The sequence below is a fragment of the Acinetobacter sp. XH1741 genome (assembly GCF_041021895.1).
In the GTDB taxonomy this organism is placed as follows: domain Bacteria; phylum Pseudomonadota; class Gammaproteobacteria; order Pseudomonadales; family Moraxellaceae; genus Acinetobacter.
In genome coordinates, this window is record NZ_CP157428.1 from 3533262 (window position 1) to 3557092 (window position 23831).

General features: G+C 42.9%; 9 protein-coding genes. 4 read left to right on the forward strand and 5 right to left on the reverse strand.

Annotation, left to right across the window (positions count from 1 at the left end):
• Nucleotides 1–45 precede the first annotated feature (45 nt).
• From greA to ABLB96_RS17040, 3 genes are all read left to right on the forward strand, one after another.
• A complete protein-coding gene (greA, locus tag ABLB96_RS17030) occupies nt 46–522 on the forward strand; it encodes a transcription elongation factor GreA (protein WP_348897764.1) in 477 nt (158 codons plus the stop codon).
• Nucleotides 523–598: 76 nt separating this feature from the next.
• Nucleotides 599–1231: a CatB-related O-acetyltransferase gene (locus tag ABLB96_RS17035; RefSeq protein WP_348897765.1), complete on the forward strand. Its 633-nt coding sequence runs from the start codon at nt 599–601 to the stop codon at nt 1229–1231.
• 123 nt (nt 1232–1354) lie between these two features.
• A complete protein-coding gene (locus ABLB96_RS17040) occupies nt 1355–1792 on the forward strand; it encodes a universal stress protein (protein WP_348897766.1) in 438 nt (145 codons plus the stop codon).
• Between the two features lie 40 nt (nt 1793–1832).
• Here ABLB96_RS17040 and ABLB96_RS17045 read toward each other — a convergent pair whose 3' ends face one another.
• A complete protein-coding gene (locus tag ABLB96_RS17045; RefSeq protein WP_348897767.1) occupies nt 1833–2579 on the reverse strand; it encodes a hypothetical protein in 747 nt (248 codons plus the stop codon).
• A gap of 24 nt (nt 2580–2603) precedes the next feature.
• Nucleotides 2604–2933: an MGMT family protein gene (locus ABLB96_RS17050; protein ID WP_348897774.1), complete on the reverse strand. Its 330-nt coding sequence runs from the start codon at nt 2931–2933 to the stop codon at nt 2604–2606.
• A 79-nt stretch (nt 2934–3012) separates the two neighbouring features.
• Here ABLB96_RS17050 and ABLB96_RS17055 point away from each other — a divergent pair, with 79 nt between their 5' ends.
• Nucleotides 3013–3729, forward strand: a complete 717-nt coding sequence (locus tag ABLB96_RS17055) for a metalloprotease (protein WP_348897768.1) — start codon at nt 3013–3015, stop codon at nt 3727–3729.
• Here the strand turns inward: ABLB96_RS17055 and ABLB96_RS17060 are convergent.
• The 3 genes from ABLB96_RS17060 to ABLB96_RS17070 all read right to left on the reverse strand — a co-directional run bounded on the left by ABLB96_RS17060 (nt 3726) and on the right by ABLB96_RS17070 (nt 23633).
• Entirely contained in the window at nt 3726–5450 is a 1725-nt protein-coding gene (locus tag ABLB96_RS17060; RefSeq protein ID WP_348897769.1) for a CapA family protein, read from the reverse strand. The genes ABLB96_RS17055 and ABLB96_RS17060 overlap by 4 nt on opposite strands.
• A complete protein-coding gene (locus ABLB96_RS17065) occupies nt 5447–7102 on the reverse strand; it encodes a poly alpha-glucosyltransferase (RefSeq protein WP_348897770.1) in 1656 nt (551 codons plus the stop codon). The genes ABLB96_RS17060 and ABLB96_RS17065 overlap by 4 nt, the downstream gene beginning before the upstream one ends.
• A gap of 148 nt (nt 7103–7250) precedes the next feature.
• Nucleotides 7251–23633: a BapA/Bap/LapF family large adhesin gene (locus ABLB96_RS17070; RefSeq protein WP_369029641.1), complete on the reverse strand. Its 16383-nt coding sequence runs from the start codon at nt 23631–23633 to the stop codon at nt 7251–7253.
• Nucleotides 23634–23831 lie beyond the last annotated feature (198 nt).

Here is a 23831-nt window from a genome sequence, read left to right on the forward strand (position 1 = left end):
TTTTCATTTTTTTAACTGTGTTTTCTCAACTTAAGAGGGACCGAAATGCAACGTTATCCAATGACCCCTGAAGGTAAAAGCGCCTTAGAGAAAGAATTACAACATCTGAAATCTGTTGAACGTCCACGTATTACTCAAGCGATTGCTGAAGCACGTGAACATGGGGACTTAAAAGAAAACGCAGAATACCATGCTGCTCGTGAACAGCAAGGTTTCTGTGAAGGCCGTATCCAAGATATCGAAGGAAAATTGGGTGCTGCACAAGTCATCGATGTTAAAGACTTAGAACAAAACGGTCGTGTTGTATTCGGTGTTACGGTAACGATTGAAAACCTTGATACTGAAGAACGTAAGACCTATAAAATTGTTGGTGATGATGAAGCTGATTTTAAAATCAATAAAATCTCAGTGAATTCACCAATTGCTCGCGGCCTTTTAGGTAAAAATGAAGGTGATGAAGCAAAAATCACTACTCCTCAAGGCGAAGTTGAATATGAAGTTGTAAGTGTTGAATATCTCTAAGATAAAGCACTTTAGCCCCTCTTCATGAGGGGTTTTTTATTTACTATGATTTAGCTTACTTTTTTGGATAATCAATATGGATACATCTCTGATTAATAGCCCGGTTCGTCATTGGTGCGAATTTGAGTTTATTTCCAAAACTGTGAAAAATCCAAATATCCATATTAAGGGCAATTATTCTTACTACTCAGCTTATTGGGATCAAGGTTTTGAACGTTGTGTCGTACGCTATTTACATGACAAAGCATCTACCCCAGACAAGCCAATTGATCAGCTTTATATTGGTAATTTTGTATGTTTTGGCGCTGAGTGTGTGATTATGATGGGTGGTAATCAGCTTCATAGACCGGACTGGATTTCAACTTTTCCCTTTGATACTCGCAGTTTTTTAGCTGCTGGAGACACCATAATTGCAGATGGCTCTTGGATTGGAAGTCGCGCAATGATTATGCAAGGTGTAAAAATCGGTGAAGGTGCTGTAATTGCAACTGGTGCAGTCGTCACTAAAGACGTCCCACCCTATGCGATTGTAGGTGGAGTTCCGGCAAAAGTTATTAAATACCGTTTTTCTCAAGAGCAAATAGAAAAACTACTCGCTTTAAAACTTTATGATCTAGATGAAAAACAAGTTTTAAAAATGCGTGAATATTTGCAAACCGATGATATCAATGTCTTAACGGCATATCTCGAAAATTTAAAAGATAAATAAAAAAATATTGCCAAGATTTTCTTGTTTAAAAATCACAAATGATTACGAGCTCGAATTTAAATCGTCAAGAAAGAAGTATAAAGTATTGAATAAATAAGCATCATTACAATAAGGAACAATCTCATGTCATACCAACATATTCTTGTGCCAACTGACGGTTCTGAAACTTCTATGGTTGCTATAAATGAAGCCATCAAACTTGGCAAAGCACTAAACAGTAAAATTACTGTGGTTCAAGTGATGGCACTTGATCCAATTATTGCTGACCTTTATGTGAAAACAGGCCAAACGAATGAATTGATTGAGCGAACTAAAACATATTTGTTGGATATGTTAGAACAGGTAAAACAGAAATTTGCAGCAGAAGGCCTTACTGTAGAAACCAAATTGCTTGAAGGTTTTGTGGTTCATGACGAAATTATTCAGGCTGCCCAAGAACTCAATGCAGATCTGATTGTGATGGGTTCACACGGCCGTACAGGTGTACGAAAACTTGTATTAGGAAGTGTTGCGCAAAAAGTTTTAGGCGAAAGCCATATTCCTGTATTAATTGTTCGCTAAAAGAAATTGCCTGTCTGACTCAATTCAGCCAGATAGGCATCTATTTTTTAAAAGGCATAACATCTTCACTTGATTGCTCAATCGTTATTGTTTTTTTACTTTTAAAAGCATCCCACGAGTAATTTTTATAATTTAATTGCCATAAATAGTATGGTTGACCAGTATCTTTAAACCTTATATTTAAAGTCATCCATGTTTCATCATGACAATGTGGCGACTTCTTATACTCTTGTTCTGAAAAACATGCTCGAATCATTCCATTCGAAGAAAAAGCAATATCTTTTAATGCAACCTGATACTGCCCTTTAGGCTTAAGCTCAACAAAATCAGCGTTTTCCTCAAAACGCCCTCCTCCAGAGTAACCAGTAAACCATGTGTTTAGTACTGCTATCGCATACTCATTTTTATTAAGGGGATAGAGTGCGGGAAAGATTTTGAGTCCATTAGGGCCCAAATCATCAGAATGTGGCTCTTTATTACTATGTTGGTAATTTTTAAAATTCCACTGATTTATTACCGTGTATTGATTGTTTTGCTTTTTAACCTGAACAATTTGCGGATTCTCATCTATTAAATAATAAGCTTGATCTTGCGTATTTTTAGCTTTCCAAAGGATCGCTTCACCGCTACATTTATGGCTCAGTTGCTGACAAATAGAATTGATATCTGGCAATGAAGCTTTCATATTTATAAAAGGTTGAGCTGAAATAGCCTGTTCTGCAAAACTTGATTGCACTGCTAAACCTAGTAGTAATATGGCTATACTCCGCCATTTATAATTCTGCATTTGTATTTGTTCTCTTTAATAATTTTAAGGTGCCCAAGCGAATTGCTTTAAATTCACCTTACCATTTAGCAAATAGACTCCTTCAGCTTCAAGCTTTAACTGCTGAACATTTTCGCCCTTTTCATTAAATTTACTTAGGCTAATTTTACCTTGTGAATTAATAACCCGATACCAAGGGACTTGATGGTTTGAGTCTAAATGCTTAAGCACATATCCAACTAATCTGGCATGCTTAGGCAAGCCCGCCATACGTGCTATTTGTCCGTAAGTTGCTACTTTTCCATATGGAATTAAAGCGATGACTTCTAAAATTTGTCGATGTAGTTCATACTGAGTTGTCAAAATGGAATCCATAAAAATTGACATCGTTCATATCATATAAAAATTTACTTTAAATCTCTTTAAAATAATATGCAGAGACAATGCGATGAATATGAAAAAAACTTTATTGATGATTACAGGGACAATGATCTGTGTTTCTTGTACGACCCGTCCCCCTCTCCAAAAGCCAGAGTTATCAGAGGAGCCAGCCAATAACAGGCCTGTAGTTCCAGTAACTTTCGTTTTTACAACCAACAATCCTTCCGCTACGAGTTTTGATAACCTTAACCAAATGCGAAAAGAAGTCGGCATCTTAAATAAATATTATTTAGATGACCGCGGAAATAAAATATTTAATTTCAAACTTAACCATTATATTTCTTATCAAGATTTTTCGAAAATGCATTGCGAACTCGGCAATGAAATAAATCAACCCCGTCCTATTTCTATAGGCGCTATTCCGGCAAGTGTTAATGCTTGCTTCCCTAAACGCACAACAAGTAAAGAAGTCATTATCTTTATATATGAGGCGTACTCAAAAAACTTAGAGTTTGACGACGTTACAAGCCGAACCTTCCGTAATAATGGAAAACCTTTTATTTTACTCGATTGGAAGAGATTAAATTATAATATTCAAGCAGGTAGTATTCATGAAATGGGCCACGCTTTTGGCTTAAAACATGTCTGTGCACCGAATGCCACTAAAACTACCCCAACCAATATTATGGCCAGTGCTGAATGTAAATTAGGCAGTGGCGGTTTAAGAAATTTAGGTTTTAACTCTTCACAGCTACAAACAATTTTATCAAGTTATAAACAATATCCTTAAAATTTAATTTCAACATACCTTCCTAAGTTATCTTGGGTAGCAATGTAGTTCTCAGGGGTCAGTAAAGATGTCATGTAAGTACTGGCCTTTGAGAAGTCCTTAATATCTACTGGATAAGGCTGCCAAAAAGTTTTCAGATTATTGGTATAAATTGGATATAGGCGGAGCAAGTCCTTTGCTAAATCTAATCGAGCAATACAGCCAAATGGCAACGCCTGTTGTTGTTCGTATTCCCCATCACTATTAAATACAGCATTACCAATACCAAACACTACCGGTTTTTGATTGATGAACTGGACAGGCTGTATGGTATGGGCGCCATGACCAAGAATAAGGTCAGCGCCTCCTTGAGTGAGAATAGAAGCGAGCTTCATTTGCTCTTTGGTAGGAGGTTTAAAATCGACTCCCCAATGGCAAATCACAATAATTTTATGCTTAGGATGAGTCTGTTTATAACGCACAATCTGCTCAAGTAAAACGCCATTTAAACAAGCGACTCCACCTCTTAGCCCCAATGCATAGAAATCATAATCTAAATAAGCTGTGTCTCTATGCCAATACCCATTAAAAACCGCATAGTGCTTATTTTCAAAAGATATTTCAAAATACTTGTGGGCATCTTTTTGGTTCAATCCAGCGCCCATGTAAGATATGTTGGCCTGATCAAACTGTCGCAATGTATAAGCCAATCCTTCATCACCATAATCTTTCAGATGGTTATTAGCCAACACAAAATGATTGAGATAAATGCTCTTAAATTCCTCTAATGTTTTTTTTGCATCAGCTTTTAGAATAAATGACTTTTTATCTTTTAAAGGTGATTCATTTTCTAAAGAAAAAACCGCTTCAAAGTTCGCTATATTTATGTCGTCTTTACCTAAAAAGTGTTTTATTTTTTCAAATGAATGGTGGTAGCCATATTGTTGTAAAGCATCTTTTTTTCCTTTTAATTTACGTTTTTCAGTATAGGTCTCACCGAAATAAGTATCTCCAAGAATATTGATAATTCCTGTTTTTGAAGAACATTTTTGAGCATCTACCTGCTCTTCTTGAAAACTATGATAATAAGGGACTAAATGTTCTAGACGGTGAATATCATCTAAAAAAGAGAAAAAGCCAATGCTCTGGTTATGTTCAAGATAAGTGATATAAATTTTTCTAAATTGATGGGAAAGATATAAAACTGAGGTTAGCACTGAATGAGCAATCAAAGGTGTAATCGGTTGATATCGTTTATTTTTAAAGTGAAGTGTCTTAATAAAAAAAAGTTTTTTTATCTCGGCTGGATAGCTATAGATATGGTTTACCAATCCAAATAAATCTTTCAACTGATTAGATGAATTTAAAGCTAAGTGATAGTTATCGGCTCTTTGGGACAAAATCAATTGGGCTTGTTCAGTTGAGTCAAAAAGCATATTGCTTAAGGCATTTTTGACATCATTTGCCTGAGTAAAAACCAAAAACTGTAACAGCTCAACAAATGTATAAGATTCATTTTTTTCTAAACCCAAATTTGAACCACTAACTTGTTGAGGTAAATGCTCAGATACAACATAGACTTGATTCGCTTGGATCTTTTTTTGTTGAAATTGTTCTAATGCATAATCAATGAGCAATAAAGTTGAAATGTCCCCATCAATTTCAAATTCCCAAATGGCGTCTTGAAACTGGTCGTTATCAAGCGCTGCCAATAACTTAATTTCGAAAGGATGATCGATCATATATCCTCTCCTTCGAAATCTTTTACATAAGCAATATAACCCGACAAATTATGTTCTTGATCATCTATCCGTACTCTAAAGCGATCATGCCGTACATAAAAAGCATGCAATATTTTATCTGGACGGGCCATGTACATGGCCATTTCTGGATAGAAAAAACCTGTGGTTTGAAACTCAGCTCGAAATGTAATGAGTTTTTTTAACTCGTGCATATAAGCCTGTTCAAAAAGTGCATGATGACCTTGCTCTTTTAAACGATTCACCATTTTATAAGCAGCCATGAGCATTTCTAACAAAGTGGCATAAGTCGTTTTTCTATTTCTAATAAAAATAAAATGTTTTAAATAATTATTTAAACCAAAAATAAAATATTTTTCTTCAGGACATATTTTTGTAAGCTCATTGGTGCAGTAACTTAGCCAGTGATCATGATATTTTTCGTATCGTTTATTAATAAAATTATTAAACATTAATTTAACTGTTTCTAATAATTTTTTATCCCGGTTAATCTGATATAACCTGAGTAAAGCTAATGCCGCTTCTCCATCATAATAAATAATTCTAAATTTTTCTTTTAAACTAAAGGTTGGATAATTTAATACATGAGTGGTTAATCCCTTTGAATCAACTAATTCTAAAATACCATTTGCCAGTTTCTCTGCATAATCTAGGTAATCATCTTTTTGAGTAATTTCTTGATATTTAGTTAACATTAAAATAGCTGCTGCATTTGCGCCTAATTTAATTTCAAACTCCCCTTCTTTACCATCAATCATAAAAGCAGTTGTAGCGTCTTTTTCTTTATAAAAACTAGTTAGCGCATATTGAATAGCTTTTTCAATTTGAGGCCAATATTCAGGTTTATTGTGTATTTCGAAAGTTTCTAATAGGGCATAAAGTGAGGTGCAATGACGTACCGTATTATAGTTACGAATATCTCGATCAAAAGCAGGAAAATGACCATAAATAAATTTGCCATTTTCTTGAATCTGGCTATGCAAGAATGCTGCATTTTTTTCAATAAGATCTCTAAAATGCTGCTTTTTATTGTGTGCAATGCCTCTAATACCATTGGCATCAAAGCAGCTTGCTAAATTGATAAATTTTTCATTTTCATAAAAAGTTGCATAGGTGTCGAAAGTCCAAATGTCCTGCAATGTCTGAAATTTAACTTGTGGTTTTGTACCGTTATATTTTTGCTTAATTGCATAGTTCAGATTTGTTTCATCAAAAAAATTGGGCTTGTCATAACTCAAGCCACGAATAATTGCTTTTCCATACATCTCTTGTTCAAGAAAAACTAGCGAACATGGTTCGTCAAATCCAATCCCTCTGCGGTAGTGATTATTGTGAAACTGATGTTGGACGAGCTGATTTACTTCCCTCCAACTTTGCTTGGTTAAGTTGTATGCAACATCAATTTTTATATAGTCTGGAAGTTGATCTGAACAAAACTGATCATCAATAAAATTAAATAATTGTAGGGTTGCTTGTGAAAATACTGTTTTTTCGGTATGCCAGACATGACATCTCTGATCTTTAGGTCCACATGAGATAAATAAAATGGTTTCTTCTTGATTGCCTATAACCTGCTGAACGAGATGCTCTAACCAATGTTTAAGCTGTCTTTTAAAGTTTAAAAATACCGACACTCGAATTAAGTCCCTATTCGTTATTTGTTGTTCTATAAAATTTTCACTACATCATAGCATGGACTCTCTAAAAACTAAGTTAACATATTGTTTAAACATAAAAAAAGAGAACCCTAGGGTTCTCTTTTTTTATGAGGCTAATTATCTATTAATAGATAATTTGACCATTGTTAAGAAGATCATTGAGCGTCAATGATGTTCTAGGTTCATCTATATGAATCGTCAACAATTGTGTGCTTGTGTAAGTCGTACCTAAGCCATCACGGTCTACACTAATTGTGGCATTTTGTGTCGCAGCGTTATAGCTTACCGATACATACTGACCAATAGTTAAGCTGTTTGGATGACTAAGTAGTAAGTTACTAATATCAATCTTGTCAGCTTGATTATCAGTTGCCGTATTACCTACATGGAAGTCAGTCCATGTATCTACCCCACCAGTTGTTGTGTTACCACCTGTTGGACTGTTCACACCAGCAGCCGTCAATGTGTTGTAAATCAAGGTATCCGCGCCATTTCCAAGCGTAAATGTATCATTTGCTCCTGTACTTACAGCTAGGCTATTCAACTCTTGACTTAAGTTGATGGTTAATGTGCTAGTTGACTCTGCGCCAGTCACTGATACGAGTTTATAGTTAATCGTATCAATCGTAGCATTTGCAGCGCTATCCAGAGCTTTGTAATAGTACGAACCATCATGGTAGAGATACAGCGTACCTTCGCCAGTATTGATCGCCTGACCAGCAGCAATTTGGTAATTTCCTGGTGTAACTTCAACATATAGTTGAGAAGCAGCTGAAGTGTCAGCAACTCCACCAGTTGTATCGCCTAACAAGATATTGCCATGAATCCAATCTGTTAAACCATCAGGTGTGTATTGATCTAGATGCGTAGCTTTTGTAGAGACTACAGAATCTAAAGTCACAGTTCCTAGTGAAAGCAGACTAGATAAACTAAATACCACTCGATAAGTACCAGCAGATAAGTGAGATACATCAGCTGAGTATGCTGGTGCACCTAAAACTCCTGCCAAGGCTGTCGCAGAACCTGAGTAAACAGTATCTACCCATGTTGTACCGACCAATTGCTGGATTTTATAACCAGTTGTTGGAAGAGCCGACAAGCTCAATGATGCCGTATAGTCTAACTCTACATGGACATCACTTACCGTATTAGCAGCGATAACGAATTGATTCGAAGTCACTGTACTGCTTAATACAGGTAATGGTGGGAAGCCTGCAAGATTACCAATAGTTACTGTGCCACTTGGTACATCCACGACAGCATCTGTCACTTGTTTCATACTAACAGTTGCATGATTAGTATCAGCATTTGCTACAGGTAACGGAATTACCGCATCTGCACCAGGGTTAGCATTGTTCCAAGTCACATTCACATCTGGAGAACCAATTTGGATATGCAATGTTGCTGTGTCTGTTCTACCAGTTACAGGGTCTGTCACGGTATAGGTAAAGCTATCAACTTTTCCTATATTTTGTGTGTTCGCTGTAGCTTGATAGCTATAAGTACCATCAGCATTAATCGTTAAGCTACCATACGCACCCACAATAACTGTCGACGTACCTACATTTACAGCAGATGTATTACCAAGTTCAGAAGTTACCGAAGTCACAACTGTCGTAGTCGTAATATAGTCTGGCGTATAGTTTGGTCCATATACAGCCGAGTTGTCGTCTGAAAGAACGTTGCCTGTAACCGGAGTTACAACCAAGTTAGGTACTTGTGTAATATCACCATTATTCAAAGTAATATTTGCTGTGACACTGCCAAGAGCTGTAAGAAGCGTATTGCTTTCCATAAACAACTCATAATTACCAGAGCCTAAGTTATCAACTTTGAATTTCACTTCAGAGCCAAAGATACCTAATAGGTCAAGCACCCCAGAATTTGCACTATCCGCAATGACTGTACGAGTACCGTCTGGATTTACTCGTGTTAATACCACATGTAAACCGTCAACCACTGTAGCGACTGAACCAAAATTAACCGAGATGATAGCCTCAGATACATGTCCTTCAGCGATATTAAAGTTTGCTGTACCTTGTTTAGAACCAACAACAACTCCACCAACACCTAACAACCAGCTATAGCTAATCGCGTTATTAAGAACTTGTTGAGTGGTTGGGTAAACCATATCAATTGCTGCTGAAGCAACGTTATCCATTGCATCAACTGGAACATGACCTGTAATAACCGCTGGCTGTGATGGATCGTTCGCATTCCAAGTCATAGCAACCTTGTTGCTATCCAAGTGAACATACAATACAGCTTGAGACGTATTACCTGTCGCAGGGTCTAACAATGTATATGAGAACTGATCAACTTTACCAAGGTTGAGACCATTTGCATTTGGTGTATAGGTATAATTACCATGCTGATCAATGACTAACGTACCGTATGTACCAACAATTGTAGTTGTACCCGATGCATTAACAGCATTTCCATTCACCGCTGAGATCACTGCATTATTACTTGCAGCATCTACCGCACCATTAATACCTGCATCTTTAATGACGTTACCGGAGATTGGATCAACTGTATATCCTGATACAACATATGGGTTATAAACATCCATTGTACCTGTCAATGTTCCACCAATACCCACACCTACTAGACCACTATAGCCCACGAATGCACGATATTGTCCTGGATCTAAACCATCAATGACTGCTGTTGGAGTACCTCCGACTAGAGATAGGCTAACTAAAGTCGCTTGTGGATTATTTCCGCCAATTGATACCCATTTTCCTGTTGCAGCATCATATTTTTGAACAACAATTGAATAATCATTCAATACACCCGCGTTGAGTAAACCACTGAATGTAAATGTCGCAGTACCTTGACGGTCAGCATCCACATTGAATGCAACTGTTGAGTTACCAAGGAGCTGTAAATCTAGACCTGCTAACGATATTGCAGCCACATAACTTGCACTACCAAGTGCTACGTCATTTGCAACAAGTAAAGATTGTGGATTAATGTCAGCAACCGCAAGGTTATCTGCGGCTTTAACAGAACTTAACTGAATGTTAAGAGCTGCTTGAGCTGTATCACCTGTAACAGAATCTTTTAAGGTATATACAAAGTGATCTACTTGCCCAACTCCAGAAGCATTTTGATTTGGAGTGTAGGTATATGAACCATCAAGGTTAATCACCAACGTACCATATGTACCATTAATGACTGTGCCATTAGCAAGAACAGGTTGATTATTAACTTCATTTATAACCGTATTAGGGGTTACGACATCAGCTTGTCCACTTGAGTTAAGATCTACAATCACGTTTCCGTGAGCATTTTCTGTATAGAAACTACCGATTTGAGTTGTATCAAAAACATCCATCGTAGCGTTTAAAGTACCGAGTAAACCAATACCTGCCAGACCGTTATAAGTCATGAATGCACGGTATTGTCCTTGCTCAAGTCCATCAATGACTACACCTGGTGTAGAACCTAACAAAGTGAGGTGAAGAATATCTGCTTGACCACCACCATATATAGACGTCCATTGCCCAGTCGCTGTATCAAATTTTTGTACAACTAATGAGTAATCAGATAGAGCATTAACACCAATTAAAGCACTATAGGTGAATTTTGCATTACCTTCTTGGTTTGCAGCGACATTAAAAGTAATCGCTTCAGAACCAAGCTGTAAATTAAGGCCAGCCAATGACACAAGCGCCAAGTAGGTTTTGCTACCAAGAGCAGCATCATGCGCAATTTGTAATGGTTGTGGAGCAAGAACAGCTGTATCAAAGTTGTCATATGCAATGATAGAAGAACTTGCAATCGTATAACTTTGAGTAGCTTGTAAGTTACTGCTATTCCCAGCCGCATCCGTAAAGGTTGCTTTTGCCTCAACTGTCAAATCAGCATCTGCTACAAGTTGGCTACCCGGTACACCTATTGTCCAAGTTCCAGTTGCTGGATCTACTACAGCTGTATAATTGACACCATTCACATTAACAACAACTGTAGTAACAGTGGCATCAGTAGGACTCGTTACTGTTCCAGTGATATTCACTGTTCCAGTAGCCTCAGCTGGATTAATAATGTTATCACCTGTAATTGCATTAATTGCAATCGCAGCATTATTAATATTTGGTGGTGTAGTATCTACCGTAACTGTCACATCAGTAGGGCTACTGATATTGCCTTGTGCATCCACTGCTTGTGCATGGATGGTGATTGGACCATCAGCAATCACTGGAATTGCTGCTGTGATATAGCCATTCGTTAAGTCAGTGGCATTCACTGTGTAGTTGGTGCCATTAACTGTAACTACAGTTCCCACCGCTGCATCTGGACCCAGCGCCACACGTGCATTGAAGCTACCGTCTGTGCCAAGCTCTGCTGCATTGATAATACCGTCAGTATTTAAGTCATCCGGTACTGTAATCGCACCAAGTAAGTTCGCTGGTGTAGTGTCTACAGTTACTGTCACATCTGCAGGGCTACTGATGTTGCCTTGTGCATCCACTGCTTGTGCATGAATGGTGATTGGACCATCAGCAACCACAGGAATTGCTGCTGTGATATAGCCATTCGTTAAGTCAGTGGCATTCACTGTGTAGTTGGTGCCATTAACGGTGACAACTGTACCTACCGCTGCATCTGGACCCAGCGCCACACGTGCATTGAAGCTACCGTCTGTACCAAGTTCTGTTGCATTGATAATTCCATCAGCATTTAAGTCATCTGGTACTGTAATCGGTCCAAGTAAGTTCGCCGGTGTAGTGTCTACAGTTACTATGACATCTGCTGGGCTACTGATATGGCCTTGCGCATCCACTGCTTGTGCATGGATGGTGATTGGACCATCGGCTGTCACTGGAATTGCTGCGGTGATATAGCCATTCGTTAAGTCAGTGGCATTCACTGTATAGTTGGTGCCATTAACTGTAACTACAGTTCCCACCGCTGCATCAGGACCCAACGCCACACGCGCATTGAAGCTACCGTCTGTACCAAGTTCTGCTGCATTGATGATGCCATCAGCATTTAAGTCATCCGGTACTGTAATCGGACCAAGTAGGTTCGCTGCTGTAGTATCTACCGTCAACACCGCACTACCTGTACCCACATTACCTGCTGGATCGGTTGCAGTCACAGTCACGTTATGTGGACCATTCGCCAACACTGGAAGTGTATTGTCTGCAAGTGTCCAGGTACCGTTGCCATTGTTTACTGCATTATAGTTCACACCATTTACAGTCACGACTACTGTCGCAGTCGGATCATTCACCGTACCTGTCAATTCAGGTGTACTGTCGTTGGTTAATACATCGCTCAAAGCAACAGTTGGTGCTGTGGTATCCACATTTACTGTAACATCTGTAGGGCTACTGATGTTGCCTTGTGCATCCACAGATTGTGCATGGACAACGATTGGGCCATCTGCTGTTACAGGAATTGCTGCTGTGATATAGCCATTCGTTAAATCAGTGGCATTTACTGTGTAGTTGATGCCATTAACTGTGACGACTGTGCCTACCGCTGCATCTGGACCCAGCGCCACACGTGCATTGAAGCTACCGTCTGTACCAAGTTCTGCTGCATTGATAATACCGTCAGCATTTAAGTCATCCGGTACTGTAATCGCACCAAGTAAGTTCGCTGGTGTAGTGTCTACAGTCACTGTGACATCTGCAGGGCTACTGATGTTGCCTTGCGCATCCACTGCTTGTGCATGAATGGTGATTGGACCATCAGCTGTCACTGGAATTGCTGCTGTGATATAGCCATTCGTTAAGTCAGTGGCATTCACTGTATAGTTGGTGCCATTAACAGTTACAACGGTACCTACCGCTGCATCTGGACCTAGCGCCACACGTGCATTAAAGCTACCGTCTGTACCAAGTTCTGTTGCATTGATGATGCCATCAGCATTTAAGTCATCCGGTACTGTAATCGGTCCAAGCAAGTTCGCTGGTGTAGTGTCTACAGTTACTGTCACATCTGCAGGGCTGCTGATGTTACCTTGTGCATCCACTGCTTGTGCATGGATGGTGATTGGACCATCAGCAACCACTGGGATCACTGCTGTGATATAGCCATTCGTTAAGTCAGTGGCATTCACTGTGTAGTTGGTGCCATTAACTGTAACTACAGTTCCCACCGCTGCATCTGGACCCAGCGCCACACGTGCATTGAAGCTATTGTCTGTACCAAGTTCTGTTGCATTGATGATGCCATCAGCATTTAAGTCATCTGGTACTGTAATCGCACCAAGTAAGTTCACTGGTGTAGTGTCTACAGTTACTGTCACATCTGCAGGGCTACTGATGTTGCCTTGTGCATCCACTGCTTGTGCATGGATGGTGATTGGACCATCAGCAACCACTGGGATCACTGCTGTGATATAGCCATTCGTTAAGTCAGTGGCATTCACTGTGTAGTTGGTGCCATTAACTGTAACTACAGTTCCCACCGCTGCATCTGGACCCAGCGCCACACGTGCATTGAAGCTATTGTCTGTACCAAGTTCTGTTGCATTGATGATGCCATCAGCATTTAAGTCATCCGGTACTGTAATCGCACCAAGTAAGTTCGCTGGTGTAGTGTCTACAGTTACTGTCACATCTGCAGGGCTACTGATGTTGCCTTGTGCATCCACTGCTTGTGCATGGATGGTGATTGGACCATCAGCTGTCACAGGAATTGCTGCAGTGATATAGCCATTGTTTAGGTCAGTGGCATTTACTGTGTAGTTGGTGCCATTAACTGTAACTACAGTTCCCACCGCTGCATCTGGACCCAGCGCCACACGTGCATTGAAGCTACCGTCTGTACCAAGTTCTGTTGCATTGATGATGCCATCAGCATTTAAGTCATCCGGTACTGTAATCGCACCAAGTAAGTTCGCTGGCGTAGTGTCTACAGTTACTATGACATCTGCTGGGCTACTGATATGACCTTGCGCATCCACTGCTTGTGCATGAATGGTGATTGGACCATCGGCTGTCACTGGAATTGCTGATGTGATATAGCCATTCGTTAAGTCAGTGGCATTCACTGTGTAGTTCGTGCCATTAACTGTAACTACAGTTCCTACCGCTGCATCCGGACCCAACGCCACACGCGCATTGAAGCTACCGTCTGTACCAAGTTCTGCTGCATTGATGATGCCATCAGCATTTAAGTCATCCGGTACTGTAATCGGACCAAGTAGGTTCGCTGCTGTAGTATCTACCGTCAACACCGCACTACCTGTACCCACATTACCTGCTGGATCGGTTGCAGTCACAGTCACGTTATGTGGACCATTCGCCAACACTGGAAGTGTATTGTCTGCAAGTGTCCAGGTACCGTTGCCATTGTTTACTGCATTATAGTTCACACCATTTACAGTCACGACTACTGTCGCAGTCGGATCATTCACCGTACCTGTCAATTCAGGTGTACTGTCGTTGGTTAATACATCGCTCAAAGCAACAGTTGGTGCTGTGGTATCCACATTTACTGTAACATCTGTAGGGCTACTGATGTTGCCTTGTGCATCCACAGATTGTGCATGGACAACGATTGGGCCATCTGCTGTTACAGGAATTGCTGCTGTGATATAGCCATTCGTTAAATCAGTGGCATTTACTGTGTAGTTGATGCCATTAACTGTGACGACTGTGCCTACCGCTGCATCTGGACCCAGCGCCACACGTGCATTGAAGCTACCGTCTGTACCAAGTTCTGCTGCATTGATAATACCGTCAGCATTTAAGTCATCCGGTACTGTAATCGCACCAAGTAAGTTCGCTGGTGTAGTGTCTACAGTCACTGTGACATCTGCCGGACTACTGATATGGCCTTGCGCATCCACTGCTTGTGCATGAATGGTGATTGGACCATCAGCTGTCACTGGAATTGCTGCTGTGATATAGCCATTCGTTAAGTCAGTGGCATTCACTGTATAGTTGGTGCCATTAACAGTTACAACGGTACCTACCGCTGCATCTGGACCTAGCGCCACACGTGCATTGAAGCTACCGTCTGTACCAAGTTCTGTTGCATTGATGATGCCATCAGCATTTAAGTCATCCGGTACTGTAATCGGACCAAGTAGGTTCGCTGCAGTAGTATCTACCGTCAACACCCCAGTTGTTGTTCCCACATTACCCGCAGGATCTGTCGCAGTCACCGTCACGTTATGTGGACCATTCGCCAACACTGGTAATGTATTGTCTGCAAGGGTCCAGGTACCATTACCATTATTTACTGCCTGATAGTTCACACCATCTACAGTCACCACTACTTTCGCAGTCGGATCGTTTACTGTACCGGTTAATGGCGGTGTGCTGTCATTCGTTAATACATCACTTAAAGTAACCGTTGGCGCTACGGTATCAACGTTTAACACCCCAGTTGTTGTTCCAACATTACCCGCTGGGTCTGTCGCTGTCACCGTCACGTTATGTGGACCGTCTGTCAATGCTGGCAGTGTATTGTCTGCAAGCGTCCAGGTGCCGTCACCATTGTTGGTTGCCGGATAGTTCACACCATCCACCGTCACCACTACTTTCGCAGCCGGATCGTTTACTGTACCTGTTAATGGCGGTGTGCTGTCATTGGTTAATGCAGCAGTCACTGTCACTGTTGGGGCAACTGTATCTACAAGCGCTGTACCAGGTAATGAGATGTTGCCTGCAGGGTCAGTCGCTGTTGCTGTTACTGTTTGACCATCAGTTAAGTCGCCTGGGTTTGGCACGGTCCATTTACCATCAGGACCTGCAACTACGGTTGCTGTGCTGCCATCAGGGAACGTCACCTTAACAGTTGAACCTGCTTCTGCTGTACCTGCAATCGGGTTAGTCGCATTGATCGGGTCAATCACCGGTGCAGTTGGTGCTGTGGTATCAACGTTTAACACCCCAGTTGTTGTTCCAACATTACCTGCTGGATCTGTCGCAGTCACAGTCACGTTATGTGGACCGTCTGTCAACGCTGGCAGTGTATTGTCTGCAAGGGTCCAGGTGCCGTCACCATTGTTGGTTGCCGGATAGTTCACACCATCTACAGTCACCACTACTTTCGCAGTCGGATCGTTCACGGTACCTGTTAATGGCGGTGTGCTGTCATTGGTTAATGCAGTAGTCACTGTCACTGTTGGGGCAACTGTATCTACAAGCGCTGTACCAGGTAATGAGATATTGCCTGCAGGGTCAGTCGCTGTTGCTGTTACTGTTTGACCATCAGTTAAGTCGCCTGGGTTTGGCACAGTCCATTTACCATCAGGACCTGCAACTACAGTTGCTGTGCTGCCATCAGGGAACGTCACCTTAACAGTTGAACCTGCTTCTGCTGTACCTGCAATCGGGTTAGTCGCATTGATCGGGTCAATCACCGGTGCAGTTGGTGCTGTGGTATCAACGTTTAACACCCCTGTTGTTGTTCCAACATTACCTGCTGGATCTGTCGCAGTCACGGTCACGTTATGTGGACCATCTGTCAACGCTGGCAGTGTATTGTCTGCAAGGGTCCAGGTGCCATCACCATTGTTGGTTGCCGGATAGTTCACACCATCTACAGTCACCACTACTTTCGCAGCCGGATCGTTCACTGTACCTGTTAATGGCGGTGTGCTGTCATTGGTTAATGCAGTAGTCACTGTCACTGTCGGTGCAACTGTATCCACCAGACCTGTACCAGGTAATGAGATATTGCCTGCAGGGTCAGTCGCTGTTGCTGTTACTGTTTGACCATCAGTCAAGTCGCCTGGGTTTGGCACGGTCCATTTACCATCAGGACCTGCAACTACGGTTGCTGTGCTGCCATCAGGGAACGTCACCTTAACAGTTGAACCTGCTTCTGCTGTACCTGCAATCGGGTTAGTCGCATTGATCGGGTCAATCACCGGTGCAGTTGGTGCTGTGGTATCAACGTTTAACACCCCAGTTGTTGTTCCAACATTACCTGCTGGATCTGTCGCAGTCACAGTCACGTTATGTGGACCGTCTGTCAACGCTGGCAGTGTATTGTCTGCAAGGGTCCAGGTGCCGTCACCATTGTTGGTTGCCGGATAGTTCACACCATCTACAGTCACCACTACTTTCGCAGTCGGATCGTTCACGGTACCTGTTAATGGCGGTGTACTGTCATTGGTTAATGCAGTGGTTACAGTCACTGTTGGTGCAACTGCATCGACTGTACCTGTTGATGGAGCTGATGGGTTACCCGCAGGATCTGTTGCGATCGCTGTAACTTTGTCACCATCTTTAAGATCGCCTGGGTTTGGCACGGTCCATTTACCATCAGGACCTGCAACTACGGTTGCTGTGCTGCCATCAGGGAACGTCACCTTAACAGTTGAACCTGCTTCTGCTGTACCTGCAATCGGGTTAGTCGCATTGATCGGGTCAATCACTGGTGCAATTGGTGCAGTAGTATCGACAGTCACTATGACATTTGCCGGGCTGCTGATATGACCTTGCGCATCCACTGCTTGTGCATGAATGGTGATTGGACCATCAGCTGTCACTGGAATTGTTGCTGTGATATAGCCATTCGTTAAGTCAGTGGCATTCACTGTATAGTTGGTGCCATTAACAGTGACAACGGTACCTACCGCTGCATCTGGACCTAGCGCCACACGTGCATTAAAGCTACCGTCTGTACCAAGTTCTGTTGCATTGATGATGCCATCAGCATTTAAGTCATCCGGTACTGTAATCGGACCAAGCAGGTTCGCTGCAGTAGTATCTACCGTCAACACCCCAGTTGTTGTTCCAACATTACCCGCAGGATCTGTCGCAGTCACAGTCACGTTATGTGGACCATTCGCCAACACTGGTAATGTATTGTCTGCAAGGGTCCAGGTACCATTACCATTATTTACTGCCTGATAGTTCACACCATCTACAGTCACCACCACTTTCGCAGTCGGATCGTTTACTGTACCGGTTAATGGCGGTGTGCTGTCATTCGTTAATACATCACTTAAAGTAACCGTTGGCGCTACAGTATCAACGTTTAACACCCCAGTTGTTGTTCCAACATTACCTGCAGGGTCAGTCGCAGTCACGGTCACGTTATGTGGACCGTCTGTCAACGCCGGCAGTGTATTGTCTGCAAGGGTCCAGGTGCCGTCACCATTGTTGGTTGCCGGATAGTTCACACCATCTACAGTCACCACTACTTTCGCAGTCGGATCGTTCACTGTACCTGTTAATGGCGGTGTGCTGTCATTGGTTAATGCAGTAGTCACTGTCACTGTCGGTGCAACTGTATCCACCAGACCTGTACCAGGTAATGAGATATTGCCTGCAGGGTCAGTTGCTGTTGCTGTTACTGTTTGACCATCAGTTAAGTCGCCTGGGTTTGGCACAGTCCATTTACCATCAGGACCTGCAACTACAGTTGCTGTGCTGCCATCAGGGAACGTCACCTTAACAGTTGAACCTGCTTCTGCAGTACCTGCAATCGGGTTAGTCGCATTGATCGGGTCAATCACCGGTGCAGTTGGTGCTGTGGTATCAACGTTTAACACCCCTGTTGTTGTTCCAACATTACCTGCTGGATCTATCGCAGTCACGGTCACGTTATGTGGACCATCTGTCAACGCTGGCAGTGTATTGTCTGCAAGGGTCCAGGTGCCATCACCATTGTTGGTTGCCGGATAGTTCACACCATCTACAGTCACCACTACTTTCGCAGCCGGATCGTTCACTGTACCTGTTAATGGCGGTGTGCTGTCATTGGTTAATGCAGTAGTCACTGTCACTGTCGGTGCAACTGTATCCACCAGACCTGTACCAGGTAATGAGATATTGCCTGCAGGGTCAGTCGCTGTTGCTGTTACTGTTTGACCATCAGTCAAGTCGCCTGGGTTTGGCACGGTCCATTTACCATCAGGACCTGCAACTACGGTTGCTGTGCTGCCATCAGGGAACGTCACCTTAACGGTTGAACCTGCTTCTGCAGTACCTGCAATCGGATTAGTTGCATTGATCGGATCAATCACCGGTGCAGTTGGTGCTGTGGTATCAACGGTTACTACCGCATTTACTGTGCCTACATTACCTGCAGGATCTGTCGCTGTCACTGTCACGTTATGTGGACCGTCTGTCAACGCCGGCAGTGTATTGTCTGCAAGGGTCCAGGTGCCGTCACCATTGTTGGTTGCCGGATAGTTCACACCATCTACAGTCACCACTACTTTCGCAGTCGGATCGTTCACGGTACCTGTTAATGGCGGTGTACTGTCATTGGTTAATGCAGTGGTTACAGTCACTGTTGGTGCAACTGCATCGACTGTACCTGTTGATGGAGCTGATGGGTTACCCGCAGGATCTGTTGCGATCGCTGTAACTTTGTCACCATCTTTAAGATCGCCTGGGTTTGGCACGGTCCATTTACCATCAGGACCTGCAACTACGGTTGCTGTGCTGCCATCAGGGAACGTCACCTTAACAGTTGAACCTGCTTCTGCTGTACCTGCAATCGGGTTAGTCGCATTGATCGGGTCAATCACTGGTGCAATTGGTGCAGTAGTATCGACAGTCACTATGACATTTGCCGGGCTGCTGATATGACCTTGCGCATCCACTGCTTGTGCATGGATGGTGATTGGACCATCAGCTGTCACTGGAATTGCTGCTGTGATATAGCCATTCGTTACGTCAGTGGCATTCACTGTATAGTTGGTGCCGTTAACAGTTACAACGGTACCCACTGCTGCATCTGGACCTAGCGCCACACGTGCATTGAAGCTACCGTCTGTGCCAAGTTCCGTTGCATTGATGATGCCATCAGCATTTAAGTCATCCGGTACTGTAATCGGACCAAGTAGGTTCGCTGCAGTAGTATCTACCGTCAACACCCCAGTTGTTGTTCCCACATTACCCGCAGGATCTGTCGCAGTCACCGTCACGTTATGTGGACCATTCGCCAACACTGGTAATGTATTGTCTGCAAGGGTCCAGGTACCATTACCATTATTTACTGCCTGATAGTTCACACCATCTACAGTCACCACTACTTTCGCAGTCGGATCGTTTACTGTACCTGTTAATGGCGGTGTACTGTCATTCGTTAATACATCACTTAAAGTAACCGTCGGCGCTACAGTATCAACGTTTAACACCCCAGTTGTTGTTCCAACATTACCTGCAGGGTCAGTCGCAGTCACGGTCACGTTATGTGGACCGTCTGTCAACGCTGGCAGTGTATTGTCTGCAAGGGTCCAGGTGCCGTCACCATTGTTGGTTGCCGGATAGTTCACACCATCTACAGTCACCACCACTTTCGCAGCCGGATCATTCACTGTACCTGTTAATGGCGGTGTGCTGTCATTGGTTAATACAGTAGTCACTGTCACTGTTGGGGCAACTGTATCCACCAGACCTGTACCAGGTAATGAGATATTGCCTGCAGGGTCAGTCGCTGTTGCTGTTACTGTTTGACCATCAGTCAGGTCGCCCGGGTTTGGCACGGTCCACTTACCATCAGGACCTGCAACCACTGTTGCTGTGCTGCCATCAGGGAACGTCACCTTAACGGTTGAACCTGCTTCTGCTGTACCTGCAATCGGGTTAGTCGCATTGATCGGGTCAATCACCGGTGCAGTTGGTGCTGTGGTATCAACGTTTAACACCCCAGTTGTTGTTCCAACATTACCTGCTGGATCTGTCGCAGTCACAGTCACGTTATGTGGACCGTCTGTCAACGCTGGCAGTGTATTGTCTGCAAGGGTCCAGGTGCCGTCACCATTGTTGGTTGCCGGATAGTTCACACCATCTACAGTCACCACTACTTTCGCAGTCGGATCGTTCACGGTACCTGTTAATGGCGGTGTGCTGTCATTGGTTAATGCAGTAGTCACTGTCACTGTTGGGGCAACTGTATCCACCAGACCTGTACCAGGTAATGAGATATTGCCTGCAGGGTCAGTCGCTGTTGCTGTTACTGTTTGACCATCAGTTAAGTCGCCTGGGTTTGGCACGGTCCATTTACCATCAGGACCTGCAACTACGGTTGCTGTGCTACCATCAGGGAACGTCACCTTAACGGTTGAACCTGCTTCTGCAGTACCTGCAATCGGATTAGTCGCATTGATCGGGTCAATCACCGGTGCAGTTGGTGCTGTGGTATCAACGGTTACTACCGCATTTACTGTGCCTACATTACCTGCAGGGTCAGTTGCTGTCACCGTCACGGTATGCGGACCGTCTGTCAACGCTGGCAGTGTATTGTCTGCAAGGGTCCAGGTGCCGTCACCATTATTGGTTGCCGGATAGTTCACACCATCTACAGTCACCACTACTTTCGCAGCAGGATCATTCACTGTACCAGTTAGGGCTGGTGTGCTGTCATTGGTTAATTCAGTAGTTACAGTCACTGTTGGTGCAACTGCATCGACCGTACCTGTTGATGGAGCTGATGGGTTACCCGCAGGATCTGTTGCCACTGCTGTAACTTTGTCACCATCTTTAAGATCGCCTGGGTTTGGCACAGTCCATTTACCATCAGGACCTGCAACTACAGTTGCTGTGCTGCCATCAGGGAACGTCACCTTAACGGTTGAACCTGCTTCTGCTGTACCTGCAATCGGGTTGGTTGCATTGATCGGGTCAATCACTGGTGCAGTTGGTGCTGTGGTATCAACGTTTAACACCCCAGTTGTTGTTCCAACATTACCTGCAGGGTCAGTTGCTGTCACGGTCACGTTATGTGGACCGTCTGTCAATGCTGGCAGTGTATTGTCTGCAAGGGTCCAGGTGCCGTCACCATTGTTGGTTGCCGGATAGTTCACACCATCTACAGTCACCACCACTTTCGCAGCAGGATCATTCACGGTACCTGTTAATGCAGGTGTGTTGTCATTGGTTAATGCAGTGGTTACAGTCACTGTTGGTGCAACTGCATCGACTGTACCTGTTGATGGAGCTGATGGGTTACCCGCAGGATCTGTTGCGATCGCTGTAACTTTGTCACCATCTTTAAGATCGCCTGGGTTTGGCACGGTCCATTTACCATCAGGACCTGCAACCACAGTTGCTGTGCTGCCATCAGGGAACGTCACCTTAACAGTTGAACCTGCTTCTGCAGTACCTGCAATCGGGTTAGTTGCATTGATCGGGTCAATCACCGGTGCAGTTGGTGCTGTGGTATCAACGGTTACTACCGCATTTACTGTGCCTACATTACCTGCAGGGTCTGTCGCTGTCACAGTCACGGTATGTGGACCGTCTGTCAATGCTGGAAGTGTATTGTCTGCAAGGGTCCAGGTGCCATTGCCATTGTTGGTTGCCGGATAGTTCACACCATCTACTGTCACCACCACTTTCGCAGTCGGATCGTTCACGGTACCAGTTAATGCAGGTGTGCTGTCATTGGTTAATTCAGTAGTTACAGTCACTGTTGGTGCAACTGCATCGACTATGCCGGTTGACGGAGCTGATGGGTTACCCGCAGGGTCTGTTGCAACTACTGTAACTTTGTCACCATCTTTAAGATCGCCTGGATTTGGCACTGTCCATTTACCATCAGGACCTGCAACTACGGTTGCTGTGCTGCCATCAGGGAAAGTCACTTTAACAGTTGAACCAGATTCTGCTGTACCTGTTACAGGATCTTTTGCATTAATTGGATCAATTGCTGGTGCATTTGGCGCAGTAGTATCTACTGTATAAGATTTTGATTCATTAATATTGCTACTATTTCCTGCCGCATCAGTAAATGTAACCTTTGCATCAATTGTCTTATCGCTGTCTGCAACTAATCCACTGCCTGGTACAACTACACTCCATGTACCAGCTACTTTATCTACAGTTGCGTTATAAGTTACGCCATTAACAACTACAGTAACGACTGTATTAGCGGCGTCAGTAGGAATATTTTTTAAACTACCAGTAATCGTCACATTACCTGCAGCTTCTGTTGCATTAATTACATTATCTGAAGTTATAGGGTCAACAGAGAAAGTAACACCATTGGTATTTGGTGGAGTGGTATCTGCAGGAGATGAAGAATCATTACTGCTACTATGATTTGATGCAGCTGCAATAATACCGCCAGCAACTAAAGGCACTGCTGCCCATAACCACGGGTTCACACCAGCATCGTGATAAAGTAAAGGTTGAATTGAAGAAATAGGCTGATAAATAACATCAGACACTAATGCTTGCGGAGCTTCTGCTGGTAGAGCTGCTGGTAGATCTTCACCTAAAAGTGCCTGTGGTTCGACATCACTGTCAGCGTCTGCATCCGCATCGCTATCAGCATCTGCATCATTTTCAGCATCTTTAAATTTTGCCCAAATCAGTTGTCCATTCTGGTCTTGGAAAACAAGACTATTATCTGCTGGCTCGGCTGTACCACTAAAGAAGCCTTCAATAACAATAGTTTCACCATTTTTTAGGCGAATTACTGCATTGGTACCCTCCCTATTTACTACCAGCACATCACTAGCTGCCACTTTTACTAATACTACTGAGGCTTCTGAAAGTTTTGCAGTAGTTCCTTCTGTTGTTACTAAGGTTTTGTGATTGTCCTTAGCAATAATCTGTATTTCAGGCATATCTATATTCCTTTTATATTATTGATTTAAATGATTTTATGTATAATTCTTTTTACTTAATGTTTTCGTGTTTTTGACCTACAACTTAAAAACATTAAGTAATGTGATCATTTTTACATTAAACACTTTAAAATAAAAAAAACAAATACTAAAGTCCTCAAAGGAAAAAAATTAATTAATACAAATTTTATATAAATA

Bases quoted from the DNA above. Each gene is read 5' to 3' on its own strand.
- ABLB96_RS17040 (WP_348897766.1), top strand. From the start codon at position 1,355: ATGTCATACCAACATATTCTTGTGCCAACTGACGGTTCTGAAACTTCT.
- ABLB96_RS17045 (WP_348897767.1), bottom strand. From the start codon at position 2,579: ATGCAGAATTATAAATGGCGGAGTATAGCCATATTACTACTAGGTTTA.
- ABLB96_RS17035 (WP_348897765.1), top strand. From the start codon at position 599: ATGGATACATCTCTGATTAATAGCCCGGTTCGTCATTGGTGCGAATTT.
- ABLB96_RS17070 (WP_369029641.1), bottom strand. From the start codon at position 23,633: ATGCCTGAAATACAGATTATTGCTAAGGACAATCACAAAACCTTAGTA.
- ABLB96_RS17050 (WP_348897774.1), bottom strand. From the start codon at position 2,933: ATGGATTCCATTTTGACAACTCAGTATGAACTACATCGACAAATTTTA.
- ABLB96_RS17060 (WP_348897769.1), bottom strand. From the start codon at position 5,450: ATGATCGATCATCCTTTCGAAATTAAGTTATTGGCAGCGCTTGATAAC.
- greA (WP_348897764.1), top strand. From the start codon at position 46: ATGCAACGTTATCCAATGACCCCTGAAGGTAAAAGCGCCTTAGAGAAA.
- ABLB96_RS17055 (WP_348897768.1), top strand. From the start codon at position 3,013: ATGAAAAAAACTTTATTGATGATTACAGGGACAATGATCTGTGTTTCT.